This is a genomic window from Streptomyces sp. NPDC006385 (assembly GCF_040612485.1).
In the GTDB taxonomy this organism is placed as follows: Bacteria; Actinomycetota; Actinomycetes; order Streptomycetales; family Streptomycetaceae; genus Streptomyces.
Genome location: NZ_JBEXQG010000007.1, coordinates 92887 through 119413, shown reverse-complemented (window position 1 = coordinate 119413; position 26527 = coordinate 92887). Strand labels below are relative to the sequence as shown.

General features: G+C 71.8%; 27 protein-coding genes and 1 tRNA gene. 11 read left to right on the top strand and 17 right to left on the bottom strand.

What is annotated here, in order from left to right; translation table 11 throughout:
• The first annotated feature begins 60 nt into the window (after nt 1-60).
• Complete coding sequence (locus tag ABZ078_RS07770) at nt 61-1386, top strand: glycosyl hydrolase (protein ID WP_356572678.1); 1326 nt, start codon at nt 61-63, stop codon at nt 1384-1386.
• Here the strand turns inward: ABZ078_RS07770 and ABZ078_RS07765 are convergent.
• The 8 genes from ABZ078_RS07765 to ABZ078_RS07730 all read right to left on the bottom strand — a co-directional run bounded on the left by ABZ078_RS07765 (nt 1377) and on the right by ABZ078_RS07730 (nt 11692).
• Nucleotides 1377-2576 carry a GNAT family N-acetyltransferase gene (locus ABZ078_RS07765; protein ID WP_356572676.1) on the bottom strand — a complete coding sequence of 400 codons (1200 nt, stop codon included), beginning with the start codon at nt 2574-2576 and terminating at the stop codon, nt 1377-1379. The two genes, ABZ078_RS07770 and ABZ078_RS07765, sit on opposite strands and share 10 nt — an antisense overlap.
• The gene (locus tag ABZ078_RS07760) at nt 2573-3247 is read right to left on the bottom strand and encodes a lipopolysaccharide biosynthesis protein (RefSeq protein WP_356572675.1); all 675 of its coding nucleotides are present in this window, start codon (nt 3245-3247) and stop codon (nt 2573-2575) included. Before ABZ078_RS07760 ends, ABZ078_RS07765 begins: the two co-directional genes overlap by 4 nt.
• A complete protein-coding gene (locus tag ABZ078_RS07755) occupies nt 3244-4386 on the bottom strand; it encodes a glycosyltransferase (RefSeq protein WP_356572673.1) in 1143 nt (380 codons plus the stop codon). The genes ABZ078_RS07760 and ABZ078_RS07755 overlap by 4 nt, the downstream gene beginning before the upstream one ends.
• A complete protein-coding gene (locus tag ABZ078_RS07750) occupies nt 4383-5174 on the bottom strand; it encodes a polysaccharide deacetylase family protein (protein ID WP_356572671.1) in 792 nt (263 codons plus the stop codon). The genes ABZ078_RS07755 and ABZ078_RS07750 overlap by 4 nt, the downstream gene beginning before the upstream one ends.
• Nucleotides 5164-6762: a lipid II flippase MurJ gene (locus ABZ078_RS07745; RefSeq protein WP_356572669.1), complete on the bottom strand. Its 1599-nt coding sequence runs from the start codon at nt 6760-6762 to the stop codon at nt 5164-5166. The genes ABZ078_RS07750 and ABZ078_RS07745 overlap by 11 nt, the downstream gene beginning before the upstream one ends.
• Nucleotides 6763-7712: 950 nt before the next feature.
• Nucleotides 7713-9068 (bottom strand): O-antigen ligase family protein, encoded by a 1356-nt coding sequence (locus ABZ078_RS07740; RefSeq protein ID WP_356572667.1) that lies wholly within the window; start codon nt 9066-9068, stop codon nt 7713-7715.
• Between the two features lie 6 nt (nt 9069-9074).
• The gene (locus ABZ078_RS07735; RefSeq protein ID WP_356572665.1) at nt 9075-10553 is read right to left on the bottom strand and encodes an exopolysaccharide biosynthesis polyprenyl glycosylphosphotransferase; all 1479 of its coding nucleotides are present in this window, start codon (nt 10551-10553) and stop codon (nt 9075-9077) included.
• Entirely contained in the window at nt 10550-11692 is a 1143-nt protein-coding gene (locus ABZ078_RS07730) for a glycosyltransferase (RefSeq protein ID WP_356572663.1), read from the bottom strand. The genes ABZ078_RS07735 and ABZ078_RS07730 overlap by 4 nt, the downstream gene beginning before the upstream one ends.
• A 467-nt stretch (nt 11693-12159) precedes the next feature.
• Here ABZ078_RS07730 and ABZ078_RS07725 point away from each other — a divergent pair, with 467 nt between their 5' ends.
• On the top strand, nt 12160-12465 hold the full coding sequence (locus ABZ078_RS07725) for a hypothetical protein (RefSeq protein ID WP_356572848.1): 306 nt from the start codon (nt 12160-12162) through the stop codon (nt 12463-12465).
• A gap of 380 nt (nt 12466-12845) precedes the next feature.
• On the opposite strand, the gene ABZ078_RS07720 is transcribed toward ABZ078_RS07725, so the two are convergent.
• The 4 genes from ABZ078_RS07720 to ABZ078_RS07705 all read right to left on the bottom strand — a co-directional run bounded on the left by ABZ078_RS07720 (nt 12846) and on the right by ABZ078_RS07705 (nt 14601).
• Nucleotides 12846-13166 carry a hypothetical protein gene (locus ABZ078_RS07720; RefSeq protein WP_356572661.1) on the bottom strand — a complete coding sequence of 107 codons (321 nt, stop codon included), beginning with the start codon at nt 13164-13166 and terminating at the stop codon, nt 12846-12848.
• A 61-nt stretch (nt 13167-13227) separates the two neighbouring features.
• A complete protein-coding gene (locus tag ABZ078_RS07715) occupies nt 13228-13548 on the bottom strand; it encodes a hypothetical protein (protein ID WP_356572659.1) in 321 nt (106 codons plus the stop codon).
• Between the two features lie 61 nt (nt 13549-13609).
• A complete protein-coding gene (locus tag ABZ078_RS07710; RefSeq protein ID WP_356572657.1) occupies nt 13610-13945 on the bottom strand; it encodes a hypothetical protein in 336 nt (111 codons plus the stop codon).
• A 386-nt stretch (nt 13946-14331) separates the two neighbouring features.
• Complete coding sequence (locus ABZ078_RS07705; RefSeq protein ID WP_356572655.1) at nt 14332-14601, bottom strand: hypothetical protein; 270 nt, start codon at nt 14599-14601, stop codon at nt 14332-14334.
• Nucleotides 14602-14974: 373 nt separating this feature from the next.
• On the opposite strand from ABZ078_RS07705, the gene ABZ078_RS07700 reads away from it, so the two are divergent.
• The 5 genes from ABZ078_RS07700 (at nt 14975) to ABZ078_RS07680 (ending at nt 18488) form a co-directional block, all read left to right on the top strand.
• Entirely contained in the window at nt 14975-15688 is a 714-nt protein-coding gene (locus ABZ078_RS07700; RefSeq protein WP_356572653.1) for a beta-glucanase, read from the top strand.
• A complete protein-coding gene (locus ABZ078_RS07695) occupies nt 15682-16317 on the top strand; it encodes a vitamin K epoxide reductase family protein (RefSeq protein WP_356572651.1) in 636 nt (211 codons plus the stop codon). Before ABZ078_RS07700 ends, ABZ078_RS07695 begins: the two co-directional genes overlap by 7 nt.
• Before the next feature lie 146 nt (nt 16318-16463).
• Entirely contained in the window at nt 16464-16961 is a 498-nt protein-coding gene (locus ABZ078_RS07690) for a tyrosinase family oxidase copper chaperone (protein WP_356572649.1), read from the top strand.
• Nucleotides 16945-17805 (top strand): tyrosinase family protein, encoded by an 861-nt coding sequence (locus ABZ078_RS07685; protein ID WP_356572647.1) that lies wholly within the window; start codon nt 16945-16947, stop codon nt 17803-17805. Before ABZ078_RS07690 ends, ABZ078_RS07685 begins: the two co-directional genes overlap by 17 nt.
• 56 nt (nt 17806-17861) lie before the next feature.
• On the top strand, nt 17862-18488 hold the full coding sequence (locus ABZ078_RS07680) for a DUF2087 domain-containing protein (protein ID WP_356572645.1): 627 nt from the start codon (nt 17862-17864) through the stop codon (nt 18486-18488).
• 10 nt (nt 18489-18498) lie between these two features.
• On the opposite strand, the gene ABZ078_RS07675 is transcribed toward ABZ078_RS07680, so the two are convergent.
• Nucleotides 18499-19458 carry a D-2-hydroxyacid dehydrogenase family protein gene (locus ABZ078_RS07675; RefSeq protein WP_356572846.1) on the bottom strand — a complete coding sequence of 320 codons (960 nt, stop codon included), beginning with the start codon at nt 19456-19458 and terminating at the stop codon, nt 18499-18501.
• Nucleotides 19459-19598: 140 nt separating this feature from the next.
• Between ABZ078_RS07675 and ABZ078_RS07670 the strand changes: the two genes are divergently transcribed.
• On the top strand, nt 19599-20552 hold the full coding sequence (locus tag ABZ078_RS07670; protein ID WP_356572643.1) for an NAD-dependent epimerase/dehydratase family protein: 954 nt from the start codon (nt 19599-19601) through the stop codon (nt 20550-20552).
• 49 nt (nt 20553-20601) lie between these two features.
• Nucleotides 20602-21384: an SDR family oxidoreductase gene (locus ABZ078_RS07665; protein WP_356572641.1), complete on the top strand. Its 783-nt coding sequence runs from the start codon at nt 20602-20604 to the stop codon at nt 21382-21384.
• A 119-nt stretch (nt 21385-21503) separates the two neighbouring features.
• Here ABZ078_RS07665 and ABZ078_RS07660 read toward each other — a convergent pair.
• Nucleotides 21504-21578: transfer RNA gene (locus ABZ078_RS07660), tRNA-Arg, on the bottom strand.
• Between the two features lie 62 nt (nt 21579-21640).
• Complete coding sequence (locus ABZ078_RS07655; protein ID WP_356572639.1) at nt 21641-21889, bottom strand: hypothetical protein; 249 nt, start codon at nt 21887-21889, stop codon at nt 21641-21643.
• Nucleotides 21890-22146: 257 nt separating this feature from the next.
• On the opposite strand from ABZ078_RS07655, the gene ABZ078_RS07650 reads away from it, so the two are divergent.
• Nucleotides 22147-23319 carry an ETEC_3214 domain-containing protein gene (locus ABZ078_RS07650; RefSeq protein ID WP_356572637.1) on the top strand — a complete coding sequence of 391 codons (1173 nt, stop codon included), beginning with the start codon at nt 22147-22149 and terminating at the stop codon, nt 23317-23319.
• Between the two features lie 298 nt (nt 23320-23617).
• Here ABZ078_RS07650 and ABZ078_RS07645 read toward each other — a convergent pair whose 3' ends face one another.
• Nucleotides 23618-24307, bottom strand: coding sequence for a haloacid dehalogenase type II (locus ABZ078_RS07645; protein WP_356572635.1), 690 nt, complete (start codon nt 24305-24307; stop codon nt 23618-23620).
• Nucleotides 24308-24356: 49 nt separating this feature from the next.
• Nucleotides 24357-25814, bottom strand: coding sequence for an NB-ARC domain-containing protein (locus tag ABZ078_RS07640; protein ID WP_356572633.1), 1458 nt, complete (start codon nt 25812-25814; stop codon nt 24357-24359).
• A gap of 293 nt (nt 25815-26107) precedes the next feature.
• Here ABZ078_RS07640 and ABZ078_RS07635 point away from each other — a divergent pair, with 293 nt between their 5' ends.
• On the top strand, nt 26108-26518 hold the full coding sequence (locus ABZ078_RS07635) for an OsmC family protein (RefSeq protein WP_356572631.1): 411 nt from the start codon (nt 26108-26110) through the stop codon (nt 26516-26518).
• Nucleotides 26519-26527: the final 9 nt, after the last annotated feature.

Below are 26527 nucleotides of genomic sequence, written 5' to 3'. Positions count from 1 at the left end.
CGGGAGCGGTGGATATGACTACGTATCACTAAGGGAGAGGAGGCACACCGAGGAGGACGCATGGCCCCTGACCGTCGCCGGTCCCCCCTCAAGGGACTGGCGTTCCTCACCGCCGCGGTCGTCGTGTCGGCGGCGCTCGCCGCGGGCACCGCCTTCGGGGCCGACCCCGCGTCCCGTCCCGACCCCCGGCGCCCCGCGCCCGTGACGCACCCGGTGCCGCGGGCCGACTCCAGCCCGGTCTCCCGTGCCGAGCCCGTCGCGTCGCCCACGCCTCCGGGCGCGTCGCACTCCCCACCCGGAGCGGGCGCGCGCGGCCCCGCCTTCGGCGCTTACCTCCACTACGGGCCCGCGGGCCTGAAGCGCATGAAGGAGCTCAGCCGCTGGCTCGGCGGCCATGAGGTGCGGGTGGGGCACACCTATCTGCCGGGGGACGTGTGGCACAACATCGAGGGCGGGCACGGCTTCCTCGACAGCTGGGCCGAGTGGCGGCGGGCCGAGTCCGACCGGATGCTCGTGCTCAACGTCCCGATGATGGAGCGCAACGAGGAGAACGTCCCCGACAGCGAGGTCAGACGGCTGCTGCGGCGTGCCGCGTCCGGCGCCTTCGACGACCACTTCGAGGTGCTGGCCGAGCGCCTGGTCGACCTGGGCGTGCCCGACACCGTGATCGTGCTCGGCTGGGAGATGAACGGCATCACCTACACCCACCGCTGCGCCCCCGACCCGGACAGCTGGAAGCGGTACTGGAAGCGCATCGTCACGGTGATGCGCTCGGTCCCCGGCCAGAAGTTCAAGTTCGACTTCGCCCCGAGCCGGGGCATGGACGCGATCCCCTGGCCGGAGTGCTACCCCGGCGACGCCTTCGTCGACATCATCGGCATGGACGCCTACGACCAGCCGTACGGACTCGGCTTCGACCAGCAGGTGTCCGAGCCCTACGGCCTTCAGCACCACGTCGACTTCGCGCGCACGCACGGCAAGCCGATCTCGTATCCGGAATGGGGCCTGTTCCGCAACGGCGACAACGTCACGTACATGCTGCGCATGCTCGCCTGGATGGACGAGCACAAGCCGCTGTACAACACCATCACCGACTACTGCCCGCACGGTGTGTGGCTGTGCTCCGACAACCCCCGTGCCTCCGCCCTGTACCGCGCCCTGCTGTCCGTCCCGCACCTGCCGCGGCCGAAACCCGGACCGACGGTCCCCGTCCCGGCCAGGCCCACCACCCCAGGCAAGCCGAACCCGACACCGGCGGCGACCGAACCGGCGGCCCAGCCCTCCAAGCTGCCCCACTGCACGCCGCTGGACCTCGCGCAGGGGCTGGAGCACCAGATCGGCGGCCAGCTCACCGTCTGCCTCCAGTGGGCGGAGCGCTACCGCTGATCGGCGGGAGCGGGGTCCTGGCGCAGGATCCGCTTGGCCCGGCGCCGGGCGGCCGCCTCGCCGGCGGCCGCCGCGAGCAGCGGGGCGGTGCGACGCCTGGCCAGCAGGAAACGCTGGTTGACGACCGGCTCGGGACGCCAGCGGTACTTGTACGGCTCGTCCCCGCGCAGCAGGCTCAGCGCCTGCCGCTCGCCGGACGCGAGGTCCTCGGCGGACGCGTTCAGCAGCATCGTCGCCACGTCCACCTTGAGTTCCCGCAGCTCCGGATGGAAGCCGTACATGTACATGCCCGCCAGTCGCCCCGACAGCAGCATGATGTTGACCGCCACCACCGTGCCGTCGAGCCGGAACTCCGTCGTGGTGGCCTCGCCGGACCGGGCCAGGGGGGCCACCGCTCGGACGAGATGCTCCAGGAACCGCGGCCGCAGATGCTCCGGCGAGACCTGTCTGTCCTGCCACTGCAGCCGGTGCAGCTCCAGCAGCCGCGTCAGCGCGGCCTCGGTCTCGTCGTGGCCCACGACACGCCACTGCATGCCGAGCCGGGCGAGCTGGTTCACCTTGTTGCGGATCCGCCGGGCACGCCGGGACGGCAGCCGCCCGACCAGCTCCGCCATGGGAACGGCGGGCAACTCCAGGCACACGGAGTCGCGCATCCGGTGACGCGGACCGCGCCAGCAGAGGTAGACCCGCTCCATCGCGCCGCCCGGCCGCACCTCACCGAAGTCGATCAGGGCGGTGCGGGCCAGGTCGGCCAGGGCGTCCGCCAGCGCCCCGGCGCCCGGCGCGGCCACCGCCTCGTCGATGAGCACATCGCACAGGTCGGTGATGGAGCCGCCGATCGGCACCAGCGCCGGCAGCGGCCGGTGCACCCGCATCAGCGGCGCCGCCGCCACCAACTCGCCGCCACCGCGCACCAGGATGAGCCGCAGCCTGCCCGGCCTGCCGTACGACAGCCACCACGAGTGCAGCCAGGCATGGCTCTGGAACGGCGTCGCCGAGGGACACGCCCGGTACAGGCGCTCCCACTCCCCGGCCAGCTCCGCGAAGACGCGCTCGTCGGTGCACACCTCCACCGACAGCGCGCGGGAGGACGACAGGGCGCCGGAGGACGACAGGGCGTCGGCGGACGGCAACCCGCGGGTGGACGCAGACACCCGGGCGGACGGCGACACGCGGGCGGACACGGTCATCCCAGCGTCCCCTGGGCCTCGGCGGCGTTGGCCGGGCCGGGCACCGACGCCCGGCCCCTCTCGCCGTCGTCGTCCGTCCCGCGCCGCGGCCGGGCCAGCAGCGCGAGGCCGCCCAGCAGTCCGCCGGCGCTCGCGCCCACGAGCGCGGTCAGCGCCGGTGACGCGGACGACGGCTGGGTGGGCTTCATGGCACGGGCGAGCCGCTCCAGCCGGATGCCCGTCCGGTCCTTGGTGTAGTCCGCCTGCGTGATCAGCGCGCGGGACACGGCGTTGGCGATGTCGACCGCCTGGCCGGGCCGCGACGAGGTCGCCGAGACCGCGACCATCGGCGCGTCCGGCGAGGTCGCGGTCTCCACGCTCTCGCGCAGCGTCGACACCGGCACCCCCGCCCACACCTGCGCGTCCCCGAGCACCGCGAGCTGCGTGGCCACCCGGCCGTACGCCTGTGCGAAGCCGAGCGCGTCGGTGCAGTCGGCCTCCGTCGCGCCGTCGGGCACGGCCACGACGGAACTCGTCGCCGTGTACTGCGGCGGCGTCAGCTGACCGTAGGCGCCTCCGGCCACCGCGCCGAGCAGCGCGCCGGCGGGCAGCCACCCCCACGCGGGCATCCGCTTCGGGCGGGGGCGCGCACGGCCGGACAGCGGGGCACGCCGATCGGGGTTGTCTGTCATGAGGAACTCACTTCCAGGGTCGAGCCGGCCACCGTGGCCGTGTACAGATCCATCAGCTGCCGGGCGGTGCACGCGATGTCGTAGCGGTTCAGGGCCTGCGGAACGGTCCGCTCGCCCGGCCCCGCCGCCCGCAGCCGCAGCAGTTGCCGCGCGTACGCCCCGGCGCCGCCCGTCACCCGCCGGGCACCGGGTGCCGCCCCCGGCGGCAGGTCCTCGACGGCGGGACAGCTCGCGTACAGCACGGGGAGCCCGGCCGCCAGCGCCTCCACCACGGCCAGCCCGAAGGACTCCTCCGCCGACGGCGAGGCGAGCACGTCCATCGCGGACAACAGGGCGACCAGGTCGGGGGCGGCGTCGCCGGGCTCGGGCAGACAGGGCCGCTCGCCCGTCAGCACCACCCGGTCCGCGACACCCAGCCCGCGGGCGAGGCGCCGCAACGCCTCCTCCTCGGGGCCACCGCCGACCAGGATCAGCCATACGTCGCCGGGCAGCAGGGCCAGTGCCTGCACGAGCAGGTCGAAGCGCTTGCCCGGGGCGAGTCGCCCCACACCTCCGACGACGTACGCGTCGTCCGGCAGTCCGTGGAACGCCCGTGCCTCCTTGCGGCGCACCGCGTCGAAGCGGAACCGGGGCGCGTCGATGCCGTTGGGGATGACGTGGATGCGGGGTCCGGGCACCCCCCAGCGCCGCAGCCGCTCGGCGACCGTCGGCGACACGGCGACCGTGGTGTGGCCGAGGCGCTCACCGGCGAGGTACAGCGCGCGCACGCCCGGGTTCAGCGGGCGGCCCTCCAGCAGGGTGTCGCCGATCGAGTGCTCGGTGGCCACGACGGCCCGCACCCCCGCGAGCCGCGCCGCGATCCGGCCGTACAGGCAGGCCCGGTACAGGTGGGTGTGCACCAGGTCGTAGCCGCCGGAGCGGATCAGCTTGGTCAGGCGGGGCAGCGCGCCGAGGTCGCGGTTGCCGCGCATCCCGAGGTGGATGACGCGTACGCCGTCGGCGGTCAGGCCCGCGGCGACCGGGCCGGGGTTGGTCAGCGCCACCACGTCGCACTCCGCGGCCAGGTGGGGCAGCAGCAGCCGCAGTTGCTGTTCCGCTCCGCCGACGCCGAGGCCGGTGATGATGTGCAGGGCCCTCACACCGCCTCCAGGGCGCGGCCGTAGGCCCGGGCCAGCCGTCGCTTCAGCTCCAGCCGCAGCGGGGTGTCCGCCTGCCCGAGGTGGATGCGGGGGAGCGCGAAGTCGCCGGAGCCGGCCGGACCGGGGGCGATCGCACAGGCGTAGCGGTAACCGGCCCGGCGCACGGCGGCGGTGGCACGCTCGTCGAGGAAGCCGTACGGGTAGCAGAAGCCGTCGACGTCGCCGCCGGTGAGGGCGGCGAGCCGGTGCCGGCTGTCGGTGACCTCCGTGCGCAGCACGTCGTCGGAGGCCCTGGTCAGATCGACGTGGGTCAGCCCGTGCGAGGCGATCTCCATGCCGGCGGCCGCGGCACCGCGGATGCCGTCCACGTCGAGCAGCGGCTTGCGCGGGCCGCTCGGCTCCCAGCTGTTCGCGCCGCCGAGCAGCCCGGACAGCACGAACACCGTGGCCGTGAAGCCCTGTCGGCGCAGCAGCGGCACGGCGGTGGTGACGAAGTCGGCGTACCCGTCGTCGAAGGTGAGCCCCACCAGGCCGCGCTCCGCGCCACGGGCGCGCGCCGCGAGCAGTTCCCGGACGCTCACCCCGCGCAGGCCGCGGCGGGACATCCAGGCGAGCTGCCGCGCGAGGCGGGCGGGGGTGACGGTGACGTTGTACGGGTCGTCCGGGCAGTCGGACACGGAGTGGTACATGGCGACCCAGGCCGCGGGACGCGGCTTCGGGCGTGCCTTGACGGCCGTTCCGGGAGCGGGTTCGTCCGCGCGTGGCGCGGCGGAGATGTCAGCGACCATGGTGAGGCTTTCGTGTGACGGAGCGACGGACAGCGTGCGCGACGGGAAGCAGGAGGGCCCGGGCGCCCGCCGCGTCGAGAATCCAGGCCAGCAGCAGAAAGAGCGCGGTCACGCAGGCGCAGCCGGCGGCGACGGCCGCCGCCGGCGAGGCGAACAGCCCCGCGCAGACCAGCCCGGCGCCGCCGGCGCACACGGCCGCGTACACCGGTCGGGCCAGTTCGAGGACGACCCGTCGGACGCGCACGGGCACGCTGCGCGGACCCAGGCCGTGCAGCAGGAGCAGCGCCGTGAGGGTGATGCCGGCCGCGTTGGCCCCGGCGATGCCGCGGACCCCCCAGGGCTCGACGGCCCAGGCGCCGAGGGCGACGGTGGCGAGCGCGCCCACGCCCATCGCGCCCAGTGGGTACCAGGTGGTCCGGCCGGCCGAGAAGTACGACCGCACGAGCGCGCCCACCAGCGTGTGCCCGAGCAGCCCGACCGCGTACACCCGCATGACGGCGGCGGTCGCGGCGGTGTCCCGCGCCGTGAACGCGCCGCGCTGGAACAGGAGCTGGACGATCTGCGGGGCGCAGGCGACGACCACCGCGGCACCGAGCAGGACGAGGCAGGCCATCAGCGCCAGGTCCCGCTCGACCCGGTCCCGGGCCCGCCGTGTGTCGCCCTCGGCGATGGCCCGCGCCACCACCGGGAAGGTGACGACGCACACCATCATCGACAGCGACATCGGCAACTGGGCGACCTTCTGGGCGTAGTTGAGGTGCGAGATGGCGCCGGCCGGCAGTCCGGAGGCGAAGTAGCGCTCGATGAGGACCTGCGACTGCCGGCACAGCGCGAAGAGCAGGACCGCGCAGACGAGCCCGGACGCGAGCGCCCGTTCCGGGGGCGGCGCCGTCCGCTCGGAAGGCGGCGTCCCGGGCCGCCCGGCGATCCGCCGCCGCAGGGACGGTGCCTGTACGGCGGCCATGAGGCAGCCACCCAGCGCGACGCCGAGCGCCGCGGCACGCACGCCCCAGCGCTCACCGATGACGAACAGCGTGGCGATGATGGCGACGTTGTAGGCGATGTAGATCGCGCCCGGGGCGAGATAGCTGCGGTGGGCCCGCAGCGCCGCGCTGAAGTACCCGGCCAGCCCGAAACTCAGTACGCAGGTCGCGGTCAGCCGGGTGCAGGACACCGCCAGGGTCGGGTCGGGCAGGCCGGGCGCGAGGACCGAGACCAGCAGCGGCGCCCCGGCCGCGAGCACGGCGGCCGTACCGGCGAGGGCGAGGCACAGCCGCGGCAGCGAGGAGGCCACCAGGGCCCGCACGGGATCGGGCCCGCCGACACCACGCGCCCGCCGCGCCAGCGCGACACTGAACGCGGGCACGAGCACGAACGCCATGCCGTCCTCGATCAGCAGCGTCGACGCCATCTCGGGCACCGTCCAGGCCACCAGAAACGCGTCGCTCTCCGCACCGGCCCCGAAGAAGTGCGCAAGCGCCTGATCCCGCCCGAGCCCGAGAACCGCCCCCGCCAGGGACAACGCAGCGGACAACAAGGTCGCCCTGGCGAGAAACCGCCCCGAGGACACCCCGGCCCGCCTCCGCACGAAAGAGCGGACCGGCCGCCCTTCCCCACGGGTCGGCCCATCGACACCGACAGCAGGACGCCACCGCCCGCCCGACGAAAGCCACCCACCCTGCGGGAGCGGGCGCCCGGTACCGTCCACCGGGCTGGGCGGGCCACCCGGTGGGAGCGCACCTTGTGCGCCGGTCGCCGGGCTGGGTCGGTCAGGCGGGGGGAGGGGGCGGGTGGTGTGGGTCGTTGTGAGTCGTGCGCCCGGTGGCAGTGAGCCTTCCGTGCGGGACGCTGGATCGGGTCGGTGACCCGGCTGGAGCGGGTCGTCCGCGCCGGCCACCGGATCGTGTCTGCGGCCTGGCGGCAGCACACCGTCCGCGTCGGTGGCCGGGGGTCGGCCGCCCGGCAGGAGCGGGGCTTCCGTGCCGGTTGTCGGGTTGGGCTGGGTGGTCTGTGGGAGGGGGCCGGTGGTGGTTGCCGGATTGTTTCGGTTGCTTGTCGGGAGGGGGTGGGTGGTGTGGGTCGTTGCGGGTTGGCCGCTCGATCGGTGTGGGTTGTTCGGACTGGTCGCTGGGTCGTGTCTGGGGCCTGAGGGAAGCAGACGTTCCGCGTCGGTGGCCGGGGGTCGGCCGTCGGGCAGGTGTGGGTCTGCTGTGCTGGTTGTCGGATCGGGCTGGGCGGTCTGGGGGAGGGGGCCGGTGGCGGTCGCCGGATTGTGTCGGCTGCTTGTCGGGAGGGGGTGGGCGGTGATGGTCGTTGCGGGTTGGCCGCCCGATCGGAGTGGGCTGTTCGGGCTGGTCGCCGGGTCGTGTCTGCGGCCTGGGGGGAGCAGACCGTCCGCGTCGGTGGTCGCGGGTCGGCCGTCGGGCAGGAGCGGGGCTTCCGTGCCGGTCGCCCGGTCGGGCAGGTCACCCGGTGGCAGCGGGCGTTCGGTGCCGGGCGGCTGGTCGGCGGTGCCCCCGGTCGTCGTCGGGCGGGGGCTCATCGTGTGCCCGACTTCGTGGGCGGGGCCGTCGTCTCCGTGTCTGCCAGGGCCCACCAGGCGGCGAGCCCGAGGCAGATGGCCGTCAGGACGGCGGAGGGGCCGCCGGTGTCGGCGTACAGGAAGTTGACGAGCTGCCACAGCAGCAGCCCGCACACCGCGAGCGCACAGTCCCGGGCGGGCCCGCCTCGCCGCAGCCGCTGCAAGCGTCGCAGCCGTCGCAGTGCGCACACCAGCAGCGCCAGCCAGCTGCCCGCCACCGTGAGCAGCCCCAGCATGCCCTGCTCGCTGAGGACGAGCAGGTACATGTTGTGCGGGGACAGCAGCGGCTGGCGCCGGAAGGCCTGCCCCGCGCCCCCGGTGTCGCCGGCCGACGACAGCGCGAGCGAGGCGTGGCCGTCCCGGTGTGCCGGAAAGCCCCTCAGCCCCACGCCCGTCACCGGGTGCCCGCGCCACATGTCGACCGCCGCCGCCCACATGGTGTACCGGTCGACGACGGACTGGTCCGGCGCGTCGGTGACCTGCGTGATGCTGGTCAGCCGCTCCTCCAACGCCGCGGCGCCCAGCCCGAACCCTCCCACCAGCACCACCGAGGCGGCGACCGCCGCGGCGAACACCTTCACCGCCTGCCGCACCCCGGCCAGCAGGAGCTGCGCCCCGCAGGCCACCGCCGTGGCGATCCAGGCGCCCCGGCTGAAGGACATGGCGAGCGGCACAAGCAGTGCCAGCGCACATCCGGCCGCCACCAGACGCCGGCGCCGCGCCCGTGTCCCGAGGGCGAGACCGGTCGCGGCGACCACCCCGAAGGCGACGACGGTCGCCATCGCCATCACGTGGGACGGCCCGAACGTGCCCACCGCCCGGATCTCGGCCCCCTGATACAGGGCCCCCGTCCCGGTGAGGTACTGGCGCACGCCGATCGCCCCCTGCCACAGCGCGAGGCCGACCAGGGACCACAGCACCAGCCGGGCGCCCCGCCGGTCACGCACCAGCAGCAGCACCGCGATCGGCACGAGCACGAACACCTGCAGGTACCGGGCCAGCCCCGTGATCGCGTCGCCGGTGCCGGCCGCCCCCGCCGCGGCGACCGCGATGCCGAGCACGGGCAGCCCCAGCACGACCGCCGCCGTCCGCGTCAGGGGCCGCCCGGCCCGCCGTACGACCTGGACGAGGGCGCACAGCAGGACCAGCCCCGAGGCCGCGTCGGCGGGCGTGACGGCGCGGTCCGGTGCGACCGGCAGCCCCAGCAGGACGACGACCGCCACGACGGGCAGCACGGACAGCACGGGCCGGACCCGGCGCAGCACCGCGGGCGCCGGCACGAGCGGGAGGGAGACCGCCGAGGGAGTGCTCACCGGCGCTCAGCTCCCCGTCGGCCGTACGAACTGTGCCGCCGTGCGCAGCAGGATGCAGACGTCCTGCCACAGCGACCAGTTGTCGATGTAGGCGTTGTCGTAACGGCACCGGTCCTCGATCGAGGTGTCACCGCGCAGCCCTTGGATCTGGGCGAGCCCGGTGATCCCGGTCCGCATCCGGTGCCGCGCCGGATAGCCCGGATACGCCTGGCTGAACTTCGCGACGAAGTACGGCCGCTCGGGCCGCGGTCCGACCAGGCTCATGTCGCCGCGGAAGACGTTCCACAGCTGGAGCAGCTCGTCCAGCGAGGTACGGCGCAGGAAGTGGCAGAAGCGGCTCATGTCCTGTTCGTTCGCCACGCTCCAGCGGGTCGCCGCCTCGTGCGCGCTGGCGGGCCGGTGCGTGCGCAGCTTCAGCATCGTGAACGGCCGCCCGTCCTTGCCGATCCGCTCCTGCCGGAACACCACCCCCGGCCCGTCCATGACCCGCAGCACCAGCGCGCACACCGCGAGCACCGGCCCGGTCAGCACCAGCAGCGACCCCGAGAGCACCACGTCGAGCGCCCGCTTGCCCGCCCCGCCGCGCCGCCGTCCGCCCTCCGGGCCGAGCAACCGGCAGGAGAACCCCGCCAGTTGCCCCGCCCCCCCGCGGGCCCCGCCGGGACCGTACGCCGGCAGGTCCGTGTCCAGCTCCGTGTCCAGCTCCCACAGCAGACAGCCGTACGCGGCGAGCCCCCGCAGCTCAGCGGCCTTCGCCACCCGGGTGGCGGCCCCCACGACGAGCACCGTCTCCACACCGTTCTGGATGACCGCCCGACGCGCCTGAAGCGCCGTGGTGAGCACCGGCAGCCGGGGCTCGTCGTCGGTGTCGCCGAGGACCTCCGGGTCGTCGGCGACGAGCCCCACCGGCCGCACCCCGCAGTCCGGCCGGCGCAGCAGCGCGGCCGCGACCCGCCGGGCCGTGCCGACCGGACCGACCACCAGAGCGGGACAGGGCCGGCGCCGCAGCGCCCGGCGCCGGTGCCCGTGCACCGCCGCGCGACCCGCGCAGGCCAGCCCGCAGTGCACGGCGACCGCGACGACCAGCGCGGTCATCGGCAGCGACCGCAGCGGGGAGAGCGTCACGGCGGCCGCCCAGGCGACGGCGATCCGCCCCCAGACGGCGGGGAGTTCGTCGAGCACGCCGGGGACGACGCAGGTGTCGTACAACGAGGCCCGCCGGTTCAGAACGATCACACCGAGCGCCAGCAGGGCGACGACCAGCGGGTACCTGTGCGACGCGGGCACGACCAGGGCGGTCGTCAGGGCGGCGCCGCCGTCGACGGCCCCCAGCGACGCCCCGCAGGCCCGCCGCGGCCGACGGGGTCCCCGCCCGACGGGCGCCCGGCGTCCGGCGGAGTGGCCGCGCCGGCCGAGAACGGAGACGGCGCCCTCCGGCGCCGCGTGCTGCCCCGCGGGTGAGGCAACGGTGCTTTCCGCGGTCATGTGGTGATGCACTTCCTGCCCTCGTAGGGTCCGACGACCGGCGCGGCGGTGCCGCCGAGCAGTTCGCGGTACAGGTCGGTCACTGCGTCCGTCACGTGCCGCAGGTCGTGGGCGACGAGCACGTGCGCGCGGCCCCGGACGCCCAGCGCCGCGCGCAGCGGCTCGTCCCGCAGCAGCGCCGTGAGCGCCCGGGCCAGCGCGGCGGGGTCCTCCGGCGGCACCAGGCAGGACGGGGCGTGACCGGGCGGAAGGCTCTCGCGCGCCCCGTCCACCTCCGTGACGACGACCGGCCGGGCGCACGCCATGGCCTCCAGCGGAGCGAGCGCCATCCCCTCCCAACGGGACGGCAGGACCACGACGTCCGCGGCCCGGTACCAGGGGGCGGCGTCGGCGGCGGCACCGGCGAACTCCACCGACGCGGGCGCACCGCGGCGCAGCCGCTCCGCGTCGGGACCGTCGCCGACCAGCACCAGCCGCGCGCCGGGCACCCGCCGCACCACCTCCGGCCAGGCCGCGAGAAGCACGTCCTGCCCCTTCTGGCGGCACAGCCGGCCCACGCAGACGACGAGCGGCGCGTCCCCGGACCGCGCGCCGTCCCCCTCCGGACGGAACCTGCCGGTGTCGACGCCGTTGGGCACCACACGCCACGCGGCGGTGATTCCGCGTCGCTCCCCGGTCCGCCGTTCGGCCTCGCTCACGCACACCACGCGCGCCGTCCACCGCACCCCGAACCGCTCCCAGCCCAGCGCCAGCCGCGCCACGAGGCCGTCGGCGGCCTCGAACGACCAGGCGTGCGGCTGAAACACGGTCGGCAGCCGGCCGTGCACCGCGAGCCGCGCCGCGAGCCCCGCCTTCGCGCTGTGCGCGTGCACCAGGTCCGGCCGCACTTTGCGCACCAGCCGCGACAACTGCCACATTTCACGCGGGAGTCGAGGCCCCGGCGAGCGGGTCGCGTCCCAGCGGATGACCGTGCAGCCCAGCGCGCGCAGGGCGTCCGCGAGCGCGCCACCCTCCGGGCAGGCCACCGTCACGCGCAGCCCTGTGGCGAGCTGTGCCGCCACGAGGTCGGTCACGACCCGCGCGACTCCGCCCTCGACGGGCTGAGCGACATGCAGGATGTGCGGCGCCGTAATGCGCATGACCGAGGCTGCCCTTCCGAAGAAAAGAGTCCGAACCAGCAACACGATGTGTGGCTCGCGTTCCCGATGTAAGATCCCGCGTCTGTTCGAGAGGGTGCGTGCTTCAACCGCTTCCTGGATTCGGGGGACGAGCGGCACCTGCCACTTTTTTATATTTATCTGCAAACCCGTCAGTCAGGTAGGAATGGCGGCGCTCTGCGAGCGGTTTCCCGCGTGGGACCACCCGTTCGGAGCCCTCGGGCGGTGTGGTTCTGCGCGGCCACCCGATCGGCTGGCGAGATGGCCTGCTCGGGGCAACGGGTCTTTTCGTATGAGTTCCAGCGACTCGGGGGCAGCAGAGTTTCCCGAGAGGTCCCCGGTCGTTAGCCCAGGAGAACCGAGACCGAGTCACTCGCGAGTCCTGCGGGATGAAATCCCTTACGACCACCGCGAGTTACGGAAGACGAGTTTCCAGGAAAGGGAACATGATGAAGAAGCTGAAGGCTGCCGCCGTCGTCGCGGGCTCCCTCGCCGTTGCCGGTGTCGCAGGTCCCGCCGCCGCGCTGGACATGCCGGCGCAGGGCCTCGTCGACAACGGGAAGACGGTGGCCCGCAGCCTCCCCTCGGCCGCCAAGCTGCCGACGGGCTACGTGGGCAACAACGTCAAGCGCACGGCGGACGGCGTGAAGAAGGGCGTGAAGCGGTCGGGAGTCGTGAAGACCCCCGTCTTCGGCGGCACCCTGCCCAACCCGATCGACGGCCAGCTGCTCGGTGGACTCCCGATCAACAAGTAGGCGATCAGGCAGGCGATTCGTTCCTCGACTTCGTCGCCCATCGGCTCGACGTTCCGGGCCGGCTCCGCAGTCCGCGGAGCCGGCCCTTCGGTATATGAGGGGGTGTACGGATTTTCCTCGCCGTTGTGCATATTTTCTCTGCCATTGGGCCGAACGGCTGGTTCAGGGTGACCATGGGCCATGCACTGCCGTTGGACCAATTGAGTGGGCGCTCTTTCCTCCTTGCCGGCGCTCTGACCGTGGGCCCTGTCCGCGCTTCGACGCGGACTGGGCCCACGGGTTTTTCCATCGAACCGGATTCGCCATGGAGCACGACACGGCACAACAGGCGATGGCGGCCCGCCGGATACCCGGCGGGCCGCCATCGGATGAGGCGCTGCTCAGAACAGCAGGCCGCCGACGTACGGGGCGTTCTGCTGCTGGTTGACCGTGGCCGTGTCGCAGGCGGCGTAGTGCGAGTTCGGCGCGGCGACGCCGCCGAGGACCGCACCGTTCGACCACGGGGCGAGGCAGCGGGCGTCCAGGAAAGCGCCGTTGACGACGGCGATCCCCTGCTGCGGTTCGTTCACGACGACCGGGGCCGACGAGAAGCCGCTGCCGCCCTTGACGGTGGTGGTGTCGCTGTCCGCGGCGGCGGTGCCGCCGGCCGCGAGGACGATGCCCGCGGCGATGGCGGAAATGGCCGTGACCTTGTTACGCATGAGCTGAGCCTTTCCGGGCTGCGTTTAGGGTTTACCTGCTCCGAATTGCTCGGAGCAGGAGTCAGAACAGCAAGCCGCCCTTGTACGCGGCGTTCTGCTGCTGGTTGATCGTGGCCGTGTTGCAGGCCGCGTAGTGCGAGTTCGGCGCGACGACACCGGCGAGAACGGCACCGTTCGACCACGGGGCGGCACAGCGGAGGTCGACGACCGTGCCGTTGGCGACGAGGATCCCCTGCTGGGGGGCGTTCACGACGACCGGGGACTGCGAGAAGCCGCTGCCGCCCTTGACGGTGGTGGTGTTGGTGTCGGCGGCGGCGGTGCCACCGGCCGCGAGGGCGATACCGGCCGCGAGGGCGGAAATGGCCGTAACCTTCTTAAGCATGAGTTGCGCCTTTCCGGGCTGGTTGGGGGAATGGCCTGTTGGCAACTGTCCTGAGCAGGCGTCAGAACAGCAGCCCGCCGACGTACGGGGCGTTCTGCTGCTGGTTGATGATGGCCGTGTTGCAGGCGGCGTAGTGCGAGTTCGGCGCGGGGACGCCGCCGAGGACGGCTCCGTTGGACCACGGGGCGAGGCAGCGAGCGTCGACGAGGCTGCCGTTGAGGACGACAACGCCCTGCTGAGGCTCGTTCACGACGACCGGGGCCGACGAGAAACCGCTGCCACCCTTGACGGTGGTGGTCTTGCCGTTGCCGTCGTACTCGCCGGCGGAGGCGAATCCGGCGGTGCTGACGACGGTGCTGAGGGCGAGGGCCGTGATGACCGCGAACTTCTTGGGCAACTCGGTTCCTTCCTGAATTCACGGTTGCGCACGCTTACGAAAAGGAAACCCGTATATGCACGCATAAGTCACGGCGGGAACAATCAAACGGGGACAGATTCCATCGGATGGCGCAACGCGGCGTGCCGACCGGCCCATCCGGCTTTGGCGTGATTCCTGGAGCGGGTCCCGGGCGCGGATGGGAAGCGGGTTTTCCGGAATCCGCGCGGGGTGCGGGAAAAATCCGGTTCGTTGGGCCGAATGAAGGGGGACGAACGGACGCCGACGTGCCTCCGGCCCACCGGCCAGGAAGTGGGCCGGTGGGCCGGAGGGTGGTGCGTGGGTACCGAGAACCGGATCAGAGCCTCAGAATTCCGGGACCAGGGACTCGTACGGTTGCCGGGTCGTCACTTGGGGAGGAAGGTGCCGAGCCCGGCGGCGGTCGGCGCGTGCAGCGGGTGGACCTGGACCGAACCGGAACCGGCCGGGTTCTTCACCGGAATCGTGGGCCTCTTGGCGGCCTTCGGGTCCATTCCGTCCAAGTAAATGCCCGAACTTCCCACCGAGCCGGGCTTCTTGTCGAATGCGCTGCCCTTCGTGACACCGCCGTCGCGCGCCAGTCGCGTCACGGCGTCGGCGGCCGGCACGATCGCCGGGCTCACCTTGGTCGGGGACACGAGACCCCCGAGCGTACTGGCGGAGACCCCCGATCCTCCGGAGGCGGCCGACGCCGCGGCGGCTGAGCCACCCACAAGACCCGCACCGATGGCCAACGCCGCAGTGGTGAAAACTGCCTTCTTCATGATTCACCTCGCTTGAAAGTACCTCTGATCCGACGGTTGGAGAACATAGCAGTCCACGGACCCTGCAAAAGCGACGCGTTGCTCCATACGCGTGAAAGTCGCGGGGGTGAAGAATGGAATGCACGGAGGCATTCGCATGGATTGGCATCTGGTCGGCGAATCAATTGATCGTATGGTGCGCCCGGCTCGGTTCGCGTGCCTGCGCGGACTGAAACGGGAATTCGGCAGGTGGCCTAACCTCGCCGCCATGACCATCGACACCGCCACGCTCACCCCGGCCTGGTCGGAGGAGTTCGACACCCCGATCTCCTGGGGTGCCAGATGGGTCGGCGACAGATCGAGCGCCTACCGCTACTGCGATCACAACCCGGACGACAACAAGCTCGATTGGCTGAATCCGGGCTGTGTGACCGTCTCGGCCGGTATGGCCACCTTCACCGCCACACCGGCCGACCGCACCCTCGAGAACGGCCGGCGGGCCTGGCACACCGGGCTGCTCACCACCGAGTACTCGGACGAGGGCTTCCAGGTCCGCACCGGCGACCACGTCGAGACCCGGGTCCGGCTCCCCTCGGGGACGGGAGCCTGGCCGGCGCTGTGGACCTGGAAGGACGGCGCGAACGAGGTCGACTGCTTCGAGTACCACCCGGACAACCCGAACCTGCTGGAGCTGTCCAACCACGTCAACCACTCCTCGACGTACCACACCGACGCCGACGCGATCGCCCCGGACCGGTGGGTGACCATCGGCACCCGCTACGGCGCGCGTTCCGTCGAGTGGTACGTCAACGGCGACAGGGTCTGCCGCGACGCAACCGGCGTCGGCGACGACTGGTCGGCGTATCTGATCCTGAACCTGTCGGTGTGCGCCGGCCGGCACCACCCGGCCCCCTGCGGCCCGGATCCGATCAGCTTCGCCGTCGACTACGTCCGCGTCTACCGCGGGGCCCCGCGATGGTGACCCCCGCCCCCGCTCCCGCTCCCGTCCCCGCCCCCGCCCCCGGCTCGCGGCGGACCGCGGGCGGCAGCCGTGCGTTCGCGGTGCTGCTGGTGCTCAGCGGGGCGGCCGGACTGCTGGCCTCCTGGGTCATCACCCTCGACAAGTTCAAGCTGCTGGAGGACCCGGACTTCACCCCCGGGTGCAGCCTGAACCCCGTGCTGTCCTGCGGCAGCGTGATGGAGAGCGACCAGGCCTCGGCGTTCGGGTTCCCCAACCCCATGCTGGGCCTGGTGGCCTACGGCATCGTGGTCTGCGTCGGTGTGAGCCTGCTGGCCGGGGCCGCGTTCCCGCGCTGGTACTGGCTGGCCTTCGAGGCCGGATGCGTCTTCGGGATCGGGTTCGTCTCCTGGCTGCAGTTCGAGTCCCTCTACCGGATCAACGCCCTGTGCCTGTGGTGCTGCCTGGCCTGGCTCGCGACGATCGTGCTGTTCTGGTACCTGACGTCGTTCCTCGTGCGCGACGGCTTCCTGCCCGCGCCGGAGCCGGTGAGGACCCTCTTCGCGGAGTTCACCTGGGTCCTTGTGCTGCTGCACATCGGGATCGTCGGGATGCTGATCCTGACCCGTTGGTGGGACTTCTGGACGAGCTGACCACGGAGCCCGAGGCCGGGTTCCGGGCTGTGCACCGACCGCCCGGGCGTGTGGGGCGACACCGCCGTATGGGCGCCTCGGCGGTGACCCCGAAGGGGTGTGAACGGTTACTCGTACGAACAGCCGAACCGTACGAGGAGTGAGCGATGGCCGTCAGCGCAGACGGGGTGTCGGTGGGTGCGGTCCAGGGGGCGGGCGCCCCGGTGAGCGGAGAGCCGAAGCGGCGGACACGGCGGGAGGTGGCGCGGCTGCTGCTCGCGTCCTCCGCCGTGGCGCTCACGCCGGTGCTCGCCGCCTCCCGGCCCTCACAGTCCGCGGACGGGCAGCGGGAGATGCCCCCGCCCTTCGACGAGACCTACCGCGGCCGCCACATCCAGGGCGCCCCGCTTCCCCTGGAGGGCCTCAGCGCCCTCGGCGCCCAATGGCGCGTCACCGTCGACGGCAACGCGCTGCACCTGATGCGCCGCGCCGACGGCACCTGGCTGAGCATGCTCGACCACTACAGCTGGTACCGGACCCCGCTGGAGGCGACCCGCGCGGCCGTCGACGAACTCGGGCCCACCCGGCGACTGCGCGACCTGGCCCCCGGGCCGTTCGGCGGCGGACACCCGCACAGGGAGGCAGCGCATGGTGTACGTGCGTAAGAACGTGAGCAAGCTGACGGCCACCGAGCGACGGCGGTTCGTCGACGCGCTGCTGGAGCTCAAACGGAGTGGCGAGTACGACGAGTTCGTACGGCTGCACATCGCGCACTTCCGCGGTGACGGCGAGCGCGGCCTGCGCGCCGCCCATATGGCGCCGTCCTTCCTGCCCTGGCACCGCCAGTTCGTGCTGGACCTGGAGAACGCCCTGCGCCGCGTCGACGACTCGGTGACGGTGCCGTACTGGGACTGGACCCGGGACCGTTCCCCCACGTCGAAGCCGTGGACCGACGACCTGCTCGGCGGCAACGGGCGGCGAGGGGACCGGCAGGTGATGACCGGGCCGTTCGCCTTCAGGACGGGCGGGTGGACCATCAGGGCGGGCATCACCGACGGCAGGTTCCTCACCCGGGACCTGGGCCGTTCCCGCAGACCGATCGACCTGCCCACGAAGGCCGATCTCGACTGGGCGCTGAGGGACCCCGTCTACGACGTCTCCCCGTGGGACTCGACGGTCTCCAAGGGCTTCCGCAACAAGATGGAGGGGTGGGGCAGCGGCGGCACCCCGTGGCGCAACCACAACCGGGTGCACCGCTGGGTCGGGGGACACATGCTCGGCGGCGCGTCCGTCAACGACCCCGTGTTCTGGCTGGTCCATGCCTTCATGGACATGCAGTGGTCCCGCTGGCAGCGGCGCCACCGCAAGCACCGCTACCTGCCGGCGCGGCCGCCGGGCCGGGACAGCGACCAGCGCAACCGCATCGTCGCCCGGCACGAGCGCATGCCCCCGTGGGACGTGACTCCGGACGAGCTGGAGGACGTGTCCGAGATCTACCGGTACGCCTGAGACCGCCGGCGGAAAATTCGCTCAGCTTCGCGGGCGACGTCCACTAGCCTCCCGGCATGGCAACCGATCCGACGGAACAACTGGTCCGACTGTTCGCCGAGGAGAGCCGGGTGCGCGCCTTCGCCGCCGTGGCGCTGGGCGCCGGGAGCGCCGAGCAGGTCGCCCGGGCGGCGGGGCTGTCTCCCAAGGAGACGGCCGTGGCGCTGCGGCGGCTCGGGGAGCAGGGCGTGGTGACGGCGGGGGACGACGGAGAGCTGGCCGTGGCGTACGACCTGTTCAAGGAGTACGCGCGGGCGGCGGCGCAGCGGGAGAAGGACTCCGCGACCCCCGGGGCTCCGGCGTCCGGGGACGAGCGGGCCGACATCGTCCTGCGGACCTTCGTCCGCGACGGGCGGCTGGTACGGCTTCCCGCGCGGTGGACCCGCAAGAAGCTGGTGCTGCGGCACATCGCCGAGCAGACCTTCGAGCCGGGCGTCGCGTACCCGGAGCGGACGGTCGACGAGAAGCTGCGCGCCTGGTGCGAGGACAGCGACGACATCGACCATGTGACGCTCCGGCGCTCTCTGGTCGACCTGCACCATCTGCGCCGGAGCGAGGGCGTCTACCGGCGGCCGGCCGAGGCCGCGCACACCGGGGGCGCGCACGCTGAGGCCGCGCACGCCGGGGACGCGGACATCGCCTGACCGCCGGGCCTCAGGGCAGCCGCCGCACCGGTGCGCCCGCCAGGTACGCCTGGATGTTCTCCACCGCCTGGCCGTAGTACGTCGCGTAGTTGGCCTGCGAGACATAGCCCAGGTGGGGTGTGGCGAGGAGGCGGGGGGCCGTGCGCATCGGGTGGTCGGCGGGCAGGGGCTCGATGTCGAAGACGTCGACGCCGGCGCCGGCGATACGGCCCTCGTGCAGGGCGGTGAGCAGGGCGTTCTGGTCGACGATGGCCGCCCGTGAGGTGTTGACCAGGTAGGCGGTCGGCTTGAGGAGGGCGAGTTCGGGCGCCCCGAGCAGGCCGCGGGTGCGGTCGCTCAGGGCCAGGTGGACGGAGACGAAGTCGCTGTCGGCCAGCAGCTCCTCCTTGGAGCCGGCCAGGTGGACGCCGACCTCGTCGGCGTACTCCTTGGTGAGGTTCTGGCTCCAGGCGCTGACACGCATGCCGAAGGCGAGGCCCACCTGGGCCACCCGGCTGCCGATCTTGCCCAGGCCCAGCAGTCCCAGGCGGCGGCCGTGCAGGTCGGCGCCGACCGTGCTCTGCCAGGGGCCGCCGCCGCGCAGGGCGTTGCTCTCCTGGACGATGCCGCGGGCGAGGCCGAGCAGCAGCGCCCAGGTGAGCTCGACGGGCGGGGTGGAGGAACTGGCCGTGCCGCAGACCGTGACGCCGTGCGCCTCGGCGGCGGCGTAGTCGATGACCGAGTTGCGCATGCCGGAGGCGATCAGCAGCTTCAGCCGGGGGAGACGGGCGATCAGGGAGGCGGGGAAGGGGACCCGTTCGCGCAGCGTGACCACGATGTCGAAGTCGGCGAGGGCCGCGGCCAGGGCGTCCTCGTCGGGGATGTGGGTGGTGAACGGGACGACCTCCACGTCGTCCGCGAGCGGAGACCAGTCGGCGACCTCGGTCGCCACGTTCTGGAAGTCGTCGAGCACAGCACAGCGCAGCCGCACGGTGGTTCCTTTCATGGCCGGGGTGAACCGACTGTACGGAAACGCGCGCGACCCGCGGTACGCAGGCCGGGCCTTGCGCTGTACCGTGACGGCCAGGCACGGCGTCGGAGCCCGCGTACGCGTCCCGGGAGGACCGCACCTTGTCACCGAGCATCCTCGTCACCGGAGCCAGTGGCTTCGTCGGAGGTCATGTCGCCGCGGCACTGGGGGAGTGGAAAGGCACCGCCGCGCCCTCCCGGGTCCGGTTCCTCCTGCGCGACCCCGGGCGCCTGCCACGGCACCCCGGCGTCGCCACCCCGGCGGCGGACGTCGTACGAGCGGACCTGGCCGAGCCGGTATCCCTGCGCGGGGTCTGCGACGGCATCGATGTCGTCCTGCACTGCGCCTCCCACATCGGCGACGACGAATCGCGCACCGAGACCGTCAACGACCACGGCACCCGCGCCCTCGTCGAGGAGGCGACACGCGCCGGTGTCGCCCGCGTCGTCTACGTGAGTACGGCCGCCGTGTACGGCCGAGGTCCCTTCACCCACGCGTCCGTGGCCGGGTCGACGCTCGCGCCGGCCTCGCCGACCAGCCGCTCGCGCGCCGCCGCCGAGCGCCATGTGCTGGACGCGGGCGGCGTCGTACTGCGCCCGCACCTCGTCCTGGGGGACGGCGACCGGTGGGTGGTGCCCGGGCTGGTCGCCCTGATGAGGGCGCTGTCGGCGAGCCTGAAGGAGGACACCGCCCGGCACTCCGTGGTCGACGTACGGGCGTTGGGGCGCGCGGTGGTCGCCGCCGGGCTGTCGGAACGGGAACTGGCGGGCGCGCATCACGTCAACCATCCGGAACCGGTGGGTACTTCCGACCTGCTCGACACGGTGGCCGACCGGATCGGCCTGCGCCTGCCGGGCACACCCCTGGACGTCGACGAGGCCCGGACACGGCTCGCCGGGCAGCCGCGGGCGCTGCGCCACCTCGCCATGCTCGCCGTGGACCACTGGTTCGCGGACGACGGCTTCTGGGCCGGCGTCGGCGTGGACCCAGGAGCGGGGCCGGTGCGCAGCTTGGCCGAACACGCGTGGTGGTACGGGCAGTTCCTGGCCCGCTGACGGGGCATGCTGCCTTGCTCGGAACAGGCTTTCGACACGCGGGGTCTTCGTGGATACCAAGCGCACACTGACGGGCAAGATCGCACTGGTCACCGGGGCCGGCCGCGGGATCGGCAGGGCCATCGCCGGGCGGCTCGCCCAGGACGGGGCACTCGTCGGCGTCCACTACGGCCACAGTGAGGCCGCCGCTGTGGAGGTCGTCGCGGAGATACGCAAGAACGGCGGGCGGGCCTTCCCGGTCGGGGCGGAGCTCGGAGTGCCGGGCGATGCCGCCGCCGTCTTCGAGGCCTTCGACGCGGGGGTGCGGGAAGAGGCGGCGGTGGACGTCGAGGGCTCGCTCGACATCCTGGTGAACAACGCGGGGGTGAGCGGCTCGGGCCCGGTGGGGGAGGCGGTTCCCGAGGTCTTCGACCGGATGATCGCCGTCAACGCCAAGGCACCGTTCTTCCTCGTGCAGAGCGCACTGCCGCGTATGCGGGACGGCGGGCGCATCGTCAACATCTCCTCGCTCGCCTCACGACGCGCCTTCCCCGAGTCCGTCGCGTACGCCATGTCCAAGGGCGCCCTGGACACGATGACCCTGTGCCTGGCGAAGGAACTCGGCGGCCGCGGCATCACCGTCAACACGGTCGGGCCGGGCTTCATCGAGACGGACATGAACGCCCGGCGCCGGACCACACCGCAGGCCCGGGCCGCCCTGGCCGCGCGGTCCGTCTTCGACCGGATCGGCAGGCCCGCCGACGTGGCGGACGTGGTGGCGTTCCTCGCCTCCGACGGCTCCCGGTGGATCACCGGGCAGTACATCGACGTCAGCGGGGGGACGGATCTGTGAGGGCGGCCGGGCGGCCCGGCGGCCTAGGCCGAGCCGATGCCGGCCTGAGGCTTGGCTGCGTCCAGTGGAACCAGCTCTGACCAGCAAAAAGCCCTCCCGAGGGGGAGGGCGGAGACTTGCGCCCCCGGCAGGACTCGAACCTGCGGCCAAGCGCTTAGAAGGCGCTCGTTCAACTCGTGGCCTCTGAGCTGGGCCTACAGCTGGTGACAGCTCTCTTATACGCCAACTTCGACACGTATTCGACCCGAGCTTCGGATTACTCGTACACGGCCGCAGCTCCCAAGGCCCGTGCGAAGAAGCTCCAGTCGCCGTTGACGGGCAACTCGCGGCCGAAGTTGCTGTACCAGCCGTCCGCATCGTCGATCCATGCCGCCAGGGCTTCAAGGAAGCTCCCGAGGTCCGCGTTCTCCCATGAGCTGCCGTCCTCAGCGTGGCTGCGGTGGAGGGAACGGACGAAGGCGGCCAGGTCTTCTCTGCTGCCGACGTGATCAGGAGAGGTGGTCATGCCCGGCACCCTAATGGGCAGGCCAACAGCCGTGGTACGGCAAGAAAAACCCCATCTTGCCCGACCGCTACCCCTGGGGGGAAACCCATATGGTCGAGGGGCTCTGACCTGCGACTTTCACCCGGAGGTCCCCTAGCTCATCTGTCACTGTCGGTCGTCATCGATCGGCTTCGGGCAGCCTTGCACCGCCCAGAGACGGCCCAGAACGCATGCAGGTGGTCACGCATAGGACTGCACGCATCTGGTGGGATCTGAGTATGCGCCACGTCACTCGGGTGCAAGATGCCTCCCTGAACGAGCTGAGCGCTCTTGCCGACATCGGCAAGATCATGGGCGGGGTGGTGGCGGCACTGACCCTCATCGGAACGGTGACCGAGTGGTGGAAGAAGGGTCCGGGCAGGCGGCGGACTTGGACCAAGAACTTCAAACTGCCCGCCCCGGGCGTGCGGCCGGCCTACGTCGAGGCCCTCTTCGGAGAGCCTGCGTTTGAGCTGACGGTGCCGGTGCTGAGCATCACACCTGGCGAGGGGAGCCGCCTGAGCGTGACAGAGCGGGTATGGCCCCTGGCGACCGAGAGCTACCTGACGACATGGGGCAGTGAGTCCGACGTTGTGGCCTACTCACTCACCACCACCAGTAAGCGGTTCAAGCCCAAGATCCGTATAGGCTCCTCCTGGTACTCCAACGGGCCCGCCCTGAATGTGCGCCTGGGGCGTACGCGGCTCGCTCAAGTCAGCAGCGCTCTGGACTTGCCGCACCCGGAAGAGATCGCCTCATGGAAGGGTGCTCGGCGGCACGAGTACTACGAAACGTACTACTTCGGGAACCCAGGGCATTACATGACGTGGATGTGCGGCGTCTCCGGTACCGGTTATCGGGCTGGTGAAGCAGGAGCCATGGAGCGGCTCGGTCCTGAGAACTCGGCGTTTCTCCGGGGTGACCTGATCGAAAGACTCCCAGTGGATCAACAGCAGGAGCTGGACGTGTACCGCACCCGTGCGGTCGTGAACAGCCTGATGGTTCAGGGCATGGAACGGTTGAACATCTGCCCGGAGGTACCGCGCAGCGGTCCTGACTACGACGTAGTCCGAACACTCGAGAAGGCCCCGGGGGTCCTCGGCAAGATCAGGATTCGACGGGAGTTGCGAAGAGTGGAGGGGCGCCCAGGGGCCTGGGAGAAGGTCCGGCATCGACTTCCTAGACGGTTGCTGCGACGGGCCAGAGGCCCACGACCACCGCTTTATAAGACATCGACCGCTGAACCGGCAGGTGTTGGCACTGTCTCGCCGCTTGGCGTGCGCGATTGCCTGAGACTCGCCTTCGAGGAGAATGCTGAGGGTACCCATCAGACCGGTGCCCGCCAGGAAGTGGGCGAGTGGTGCTACCGACGTAGCCACCCCTTGTGTGACAGGGCCGCCGTGGGCGAGTGAATTGCGCACGGATCGCAGGCGATTGAGGGCACGCGACCAGCGGTCATCGAGCTCCTCCTACCAGGTGCGCATGCCCCTCGCCTCCTGCTACTCGGCCCGTCATGTCCTCAGTACGCCGGCGCTGCCTGCTGTGCGTGGGGTAGATCGACATGAGGTCGGGCAGCGTGGAGATGACCCTGCGCACGTCCGTGCGGAAGCCCATCCGCCGTTGCCCTTGGTCAAGATGAGGCACTTGCCAGGCAGGGCAAGCCGTTGGCCCACTGACGGGACCCCGCCCAGCGCGCCGCGACGGACGACATCACGGTCGTTCGGCCGTCAGCATGTCCGGAAGTTCCCGCAGGTCCTGCGCGCTGTAACTGGGTGGCAGCGCCGTCTGCGGATACACCGACGCTCCGCGCCGCAGCCACGCACCGTCCAGCCCGGCTCGCTGCGCTCCGTCGATGTCCCAGGGATGCACGGCGACCATCAGCGCCTGGTCGGGCCGTACGCCGACCCGCTCGACGGCGTAGTGGTAGGCGGCCGGCGCGGGTTTCCAGCAGCGTGGGCCGCTCACGTCCGACAGGGCGTCGAAGCGGTCCAGTACCCCGGCCTTGTCCAGTAGCCGCTCGGTCAGTGCGACGCTGCCGTTGGTCATCGCCGTCAGGCGATACCCCGCCTCGCTCAACTTCCGTACGCCGTCCGGCACATCGGGGTGTACGTCCAGGTGGGCGAAGCCATCGAGAATGTGCCGGGCTGCCGCTTCTCCATCTCCCGCACAGCCCGCCAGCCCGGACAGCGTCGCCTGAAGTCCGTCGTGGGCGATGGACGTGAAGTCCGCGTAACCGCCGGCCGCCGTCAGCGCGAACCCGTCCCGCAGTACCCCGGCGAACCAGGTAGCCAGCAGATGCCCAGGGGCACCGATGTCCTCGAATCGGGTGCGCAGCGGCGTGAGGTCGCTGAGCGTCTCGTTGACGTCGAAGACGAGGACCTGGGGCCGGTCGGCTGGCATGCTCTCCTCCTCTTGGCGTCCGATCGTCCGATGTCGGATGCAAGGCCCATCAGGCTGCGAGTACCCGGCCTGCGCGCAAGTGCTGCGGCAGCTTGGCTCCTCCGTCGGCTTCGGAGTGCTGCAGGGGCATGGGCAGACGGAATCCGCGGAGCGTCCGGGTCTCCAGTTGGATGGCGGCATCGCGGCGCCGGCCGTGTTCCAGCAGGCGGCCCAGGGCTTGCCGTATGCGGGTGGCCGGTTCGTCGATGCAGATACGTTCCTCCGCGTAGGCGTGGACGAGGGGGTGGAGCCGGAAGCGGCCGGGCGCGGTGCGCTCGATCAGGTGTGCTGCCGTCAGGGCGGCGAGATGATGCTCGGCCGCGGCGGGCGGTTCGCCCAGGAGCGCGGCGGCCGTGGCGGCGTCGGTCTCCTGCAGGGGCTGGAGGGCCAGCAGACGCAGTAGCTGTCGCGCGCCCGTCGGCAAGTTCGCGTCGGAAGCAGACAGTGCGGTCCGTACGCCGTCCTCCAGGGCCAGGGTGATCAGGGGCTCGCGGTAGTAGTCGCCGAGCGCCCAGGCAGGGTGGTCCCGCATGTGGCGGCCGATAACCGACAGCGCCAGCGGGAGGTGGCCCAGCAGGCCCGCGATCTCGTGGACGGCCGTGCTGTCCGGGATGATGCGATCGGCTCCCGCTGTCGCCCGCAGCAATTCGACAGAGTCGTCCGGGTCGAGCGGCCGCACTGCCAGACGGGCGGTGTCACCGAGGCCGGAAAGGGCGTGCCGACTGGTGATCACAGTGCGGCATCCTCGGGTCCCGGGCAGCAGGGGACGCAGCTGTTCCGCATCCGCCGCATCGTCCAGGACGATCAGTGCGCCGGTTCCCGCCAGCAGCTGCCGGTAGAGAGCTGCGCGTGCGTCGAGGTCGTAGGGGATGCGGTCGCCGGTGGCCCCGAGCAAGCGAAGGAAGATCTCGAGTACGGCTGCCGGGTCGGCGGGCGGGCCCTGCGGGGCGGAGCCTCGCAGGTGTGCGAACAGGACGGGCGCTCCGGTGCGTTGCTTGGCGAGCAGTTGGTGAGCGATGTGGAGGGCCAGTGACGTCTTGCCCACCCCGGGCATGCCCTCCAGCGCCAGCGTCGTGACGTCCCGGTCGCAGGCGAGTAAGACCTCCGCCCGGGCCGCCAGGTCAGTCCTGCCGACGAACACGGAGAGCCCGGCGGGCAGCCGGTCGTAGGCGCTGACCCGTGCGGCGGCCTCGGCCTCGCCGAGCACGGCCCGAAGCGACTGCCGCCACACGGAGAGGACGGCTTCGTCGGCGCCGACGAGGGCTTGCACCACGGCCAGTAGCAGGTCGGAGTTGGGGCGGCGGCGGCCCACCTGGAAGCAGTTGCCCACGGTCGAGCGGGCCGGCCATTCGCCGCGGGGGCGTCCAGCCCGCTGCCAGTCCCGGTGGACGCGCCGCGTGATCTCGGTGATCGACGGGTTGCCCGCCCACGCTTTCAGCAGTCTGAGTTCCGCGATGAATTCATCCATTGTGCGGGCTTTTCTCGGATCCAGTACCTGCGGCACGAACATCCTCCCCCATGGGACACCTGGGCCACGACCAACTTGGAACGGTCGTTTCAAGTTAGCCGTCATGGGGCTGTACCTGTCAACTGGCTTCCATCTGTTGAGCTCCAGCCACGGAGCGCATCCAGGATCATCCACGATCCGTCCGGAAGTCCGTATTCCGTCCTGATGCTGAGGCCCGTTCCCCCTCACCGGCACCCCGGGAATCCGACCGAGCCCCGCGTGCCCCGTTCCAGGACAGGAGTCCGTGCATCGCCATGCCCGAAATCGGTGTGTCCCTACGCCCCGGCGGCGGCAGCGTCGTCGTGGGTCAGGCCAGAGACCACACGGTCACCATCGACCGGCCCAAGGAGAAGGAGGGCACCGACGCCGGCCCCATGGGCAGTGAGCTGCTACTTCTGGCTCTCGGCGGTTGCTACGTGAGCACCTTCCTCGCGGCCTTGAGGGCTGAGGACCCGGAGGCCGACGCCTCCGAGATCGGCTTCCAAGTCGACGAAACCCTCGTGAGCGCGCCGACCCGCTTCTCCGAGATCACCGTGCGGGTGTCGGCGCCGGCCGCCCTCCAGGACCTGATCTCCAAGCCCCTGCTCAAGGCCGAGCGGGGCTGCATCGTCCACAACTCGATCCGTGACGCCGTGACAGTTCGCTTCACCCACGAGTGGCACTGACTCTTCCCC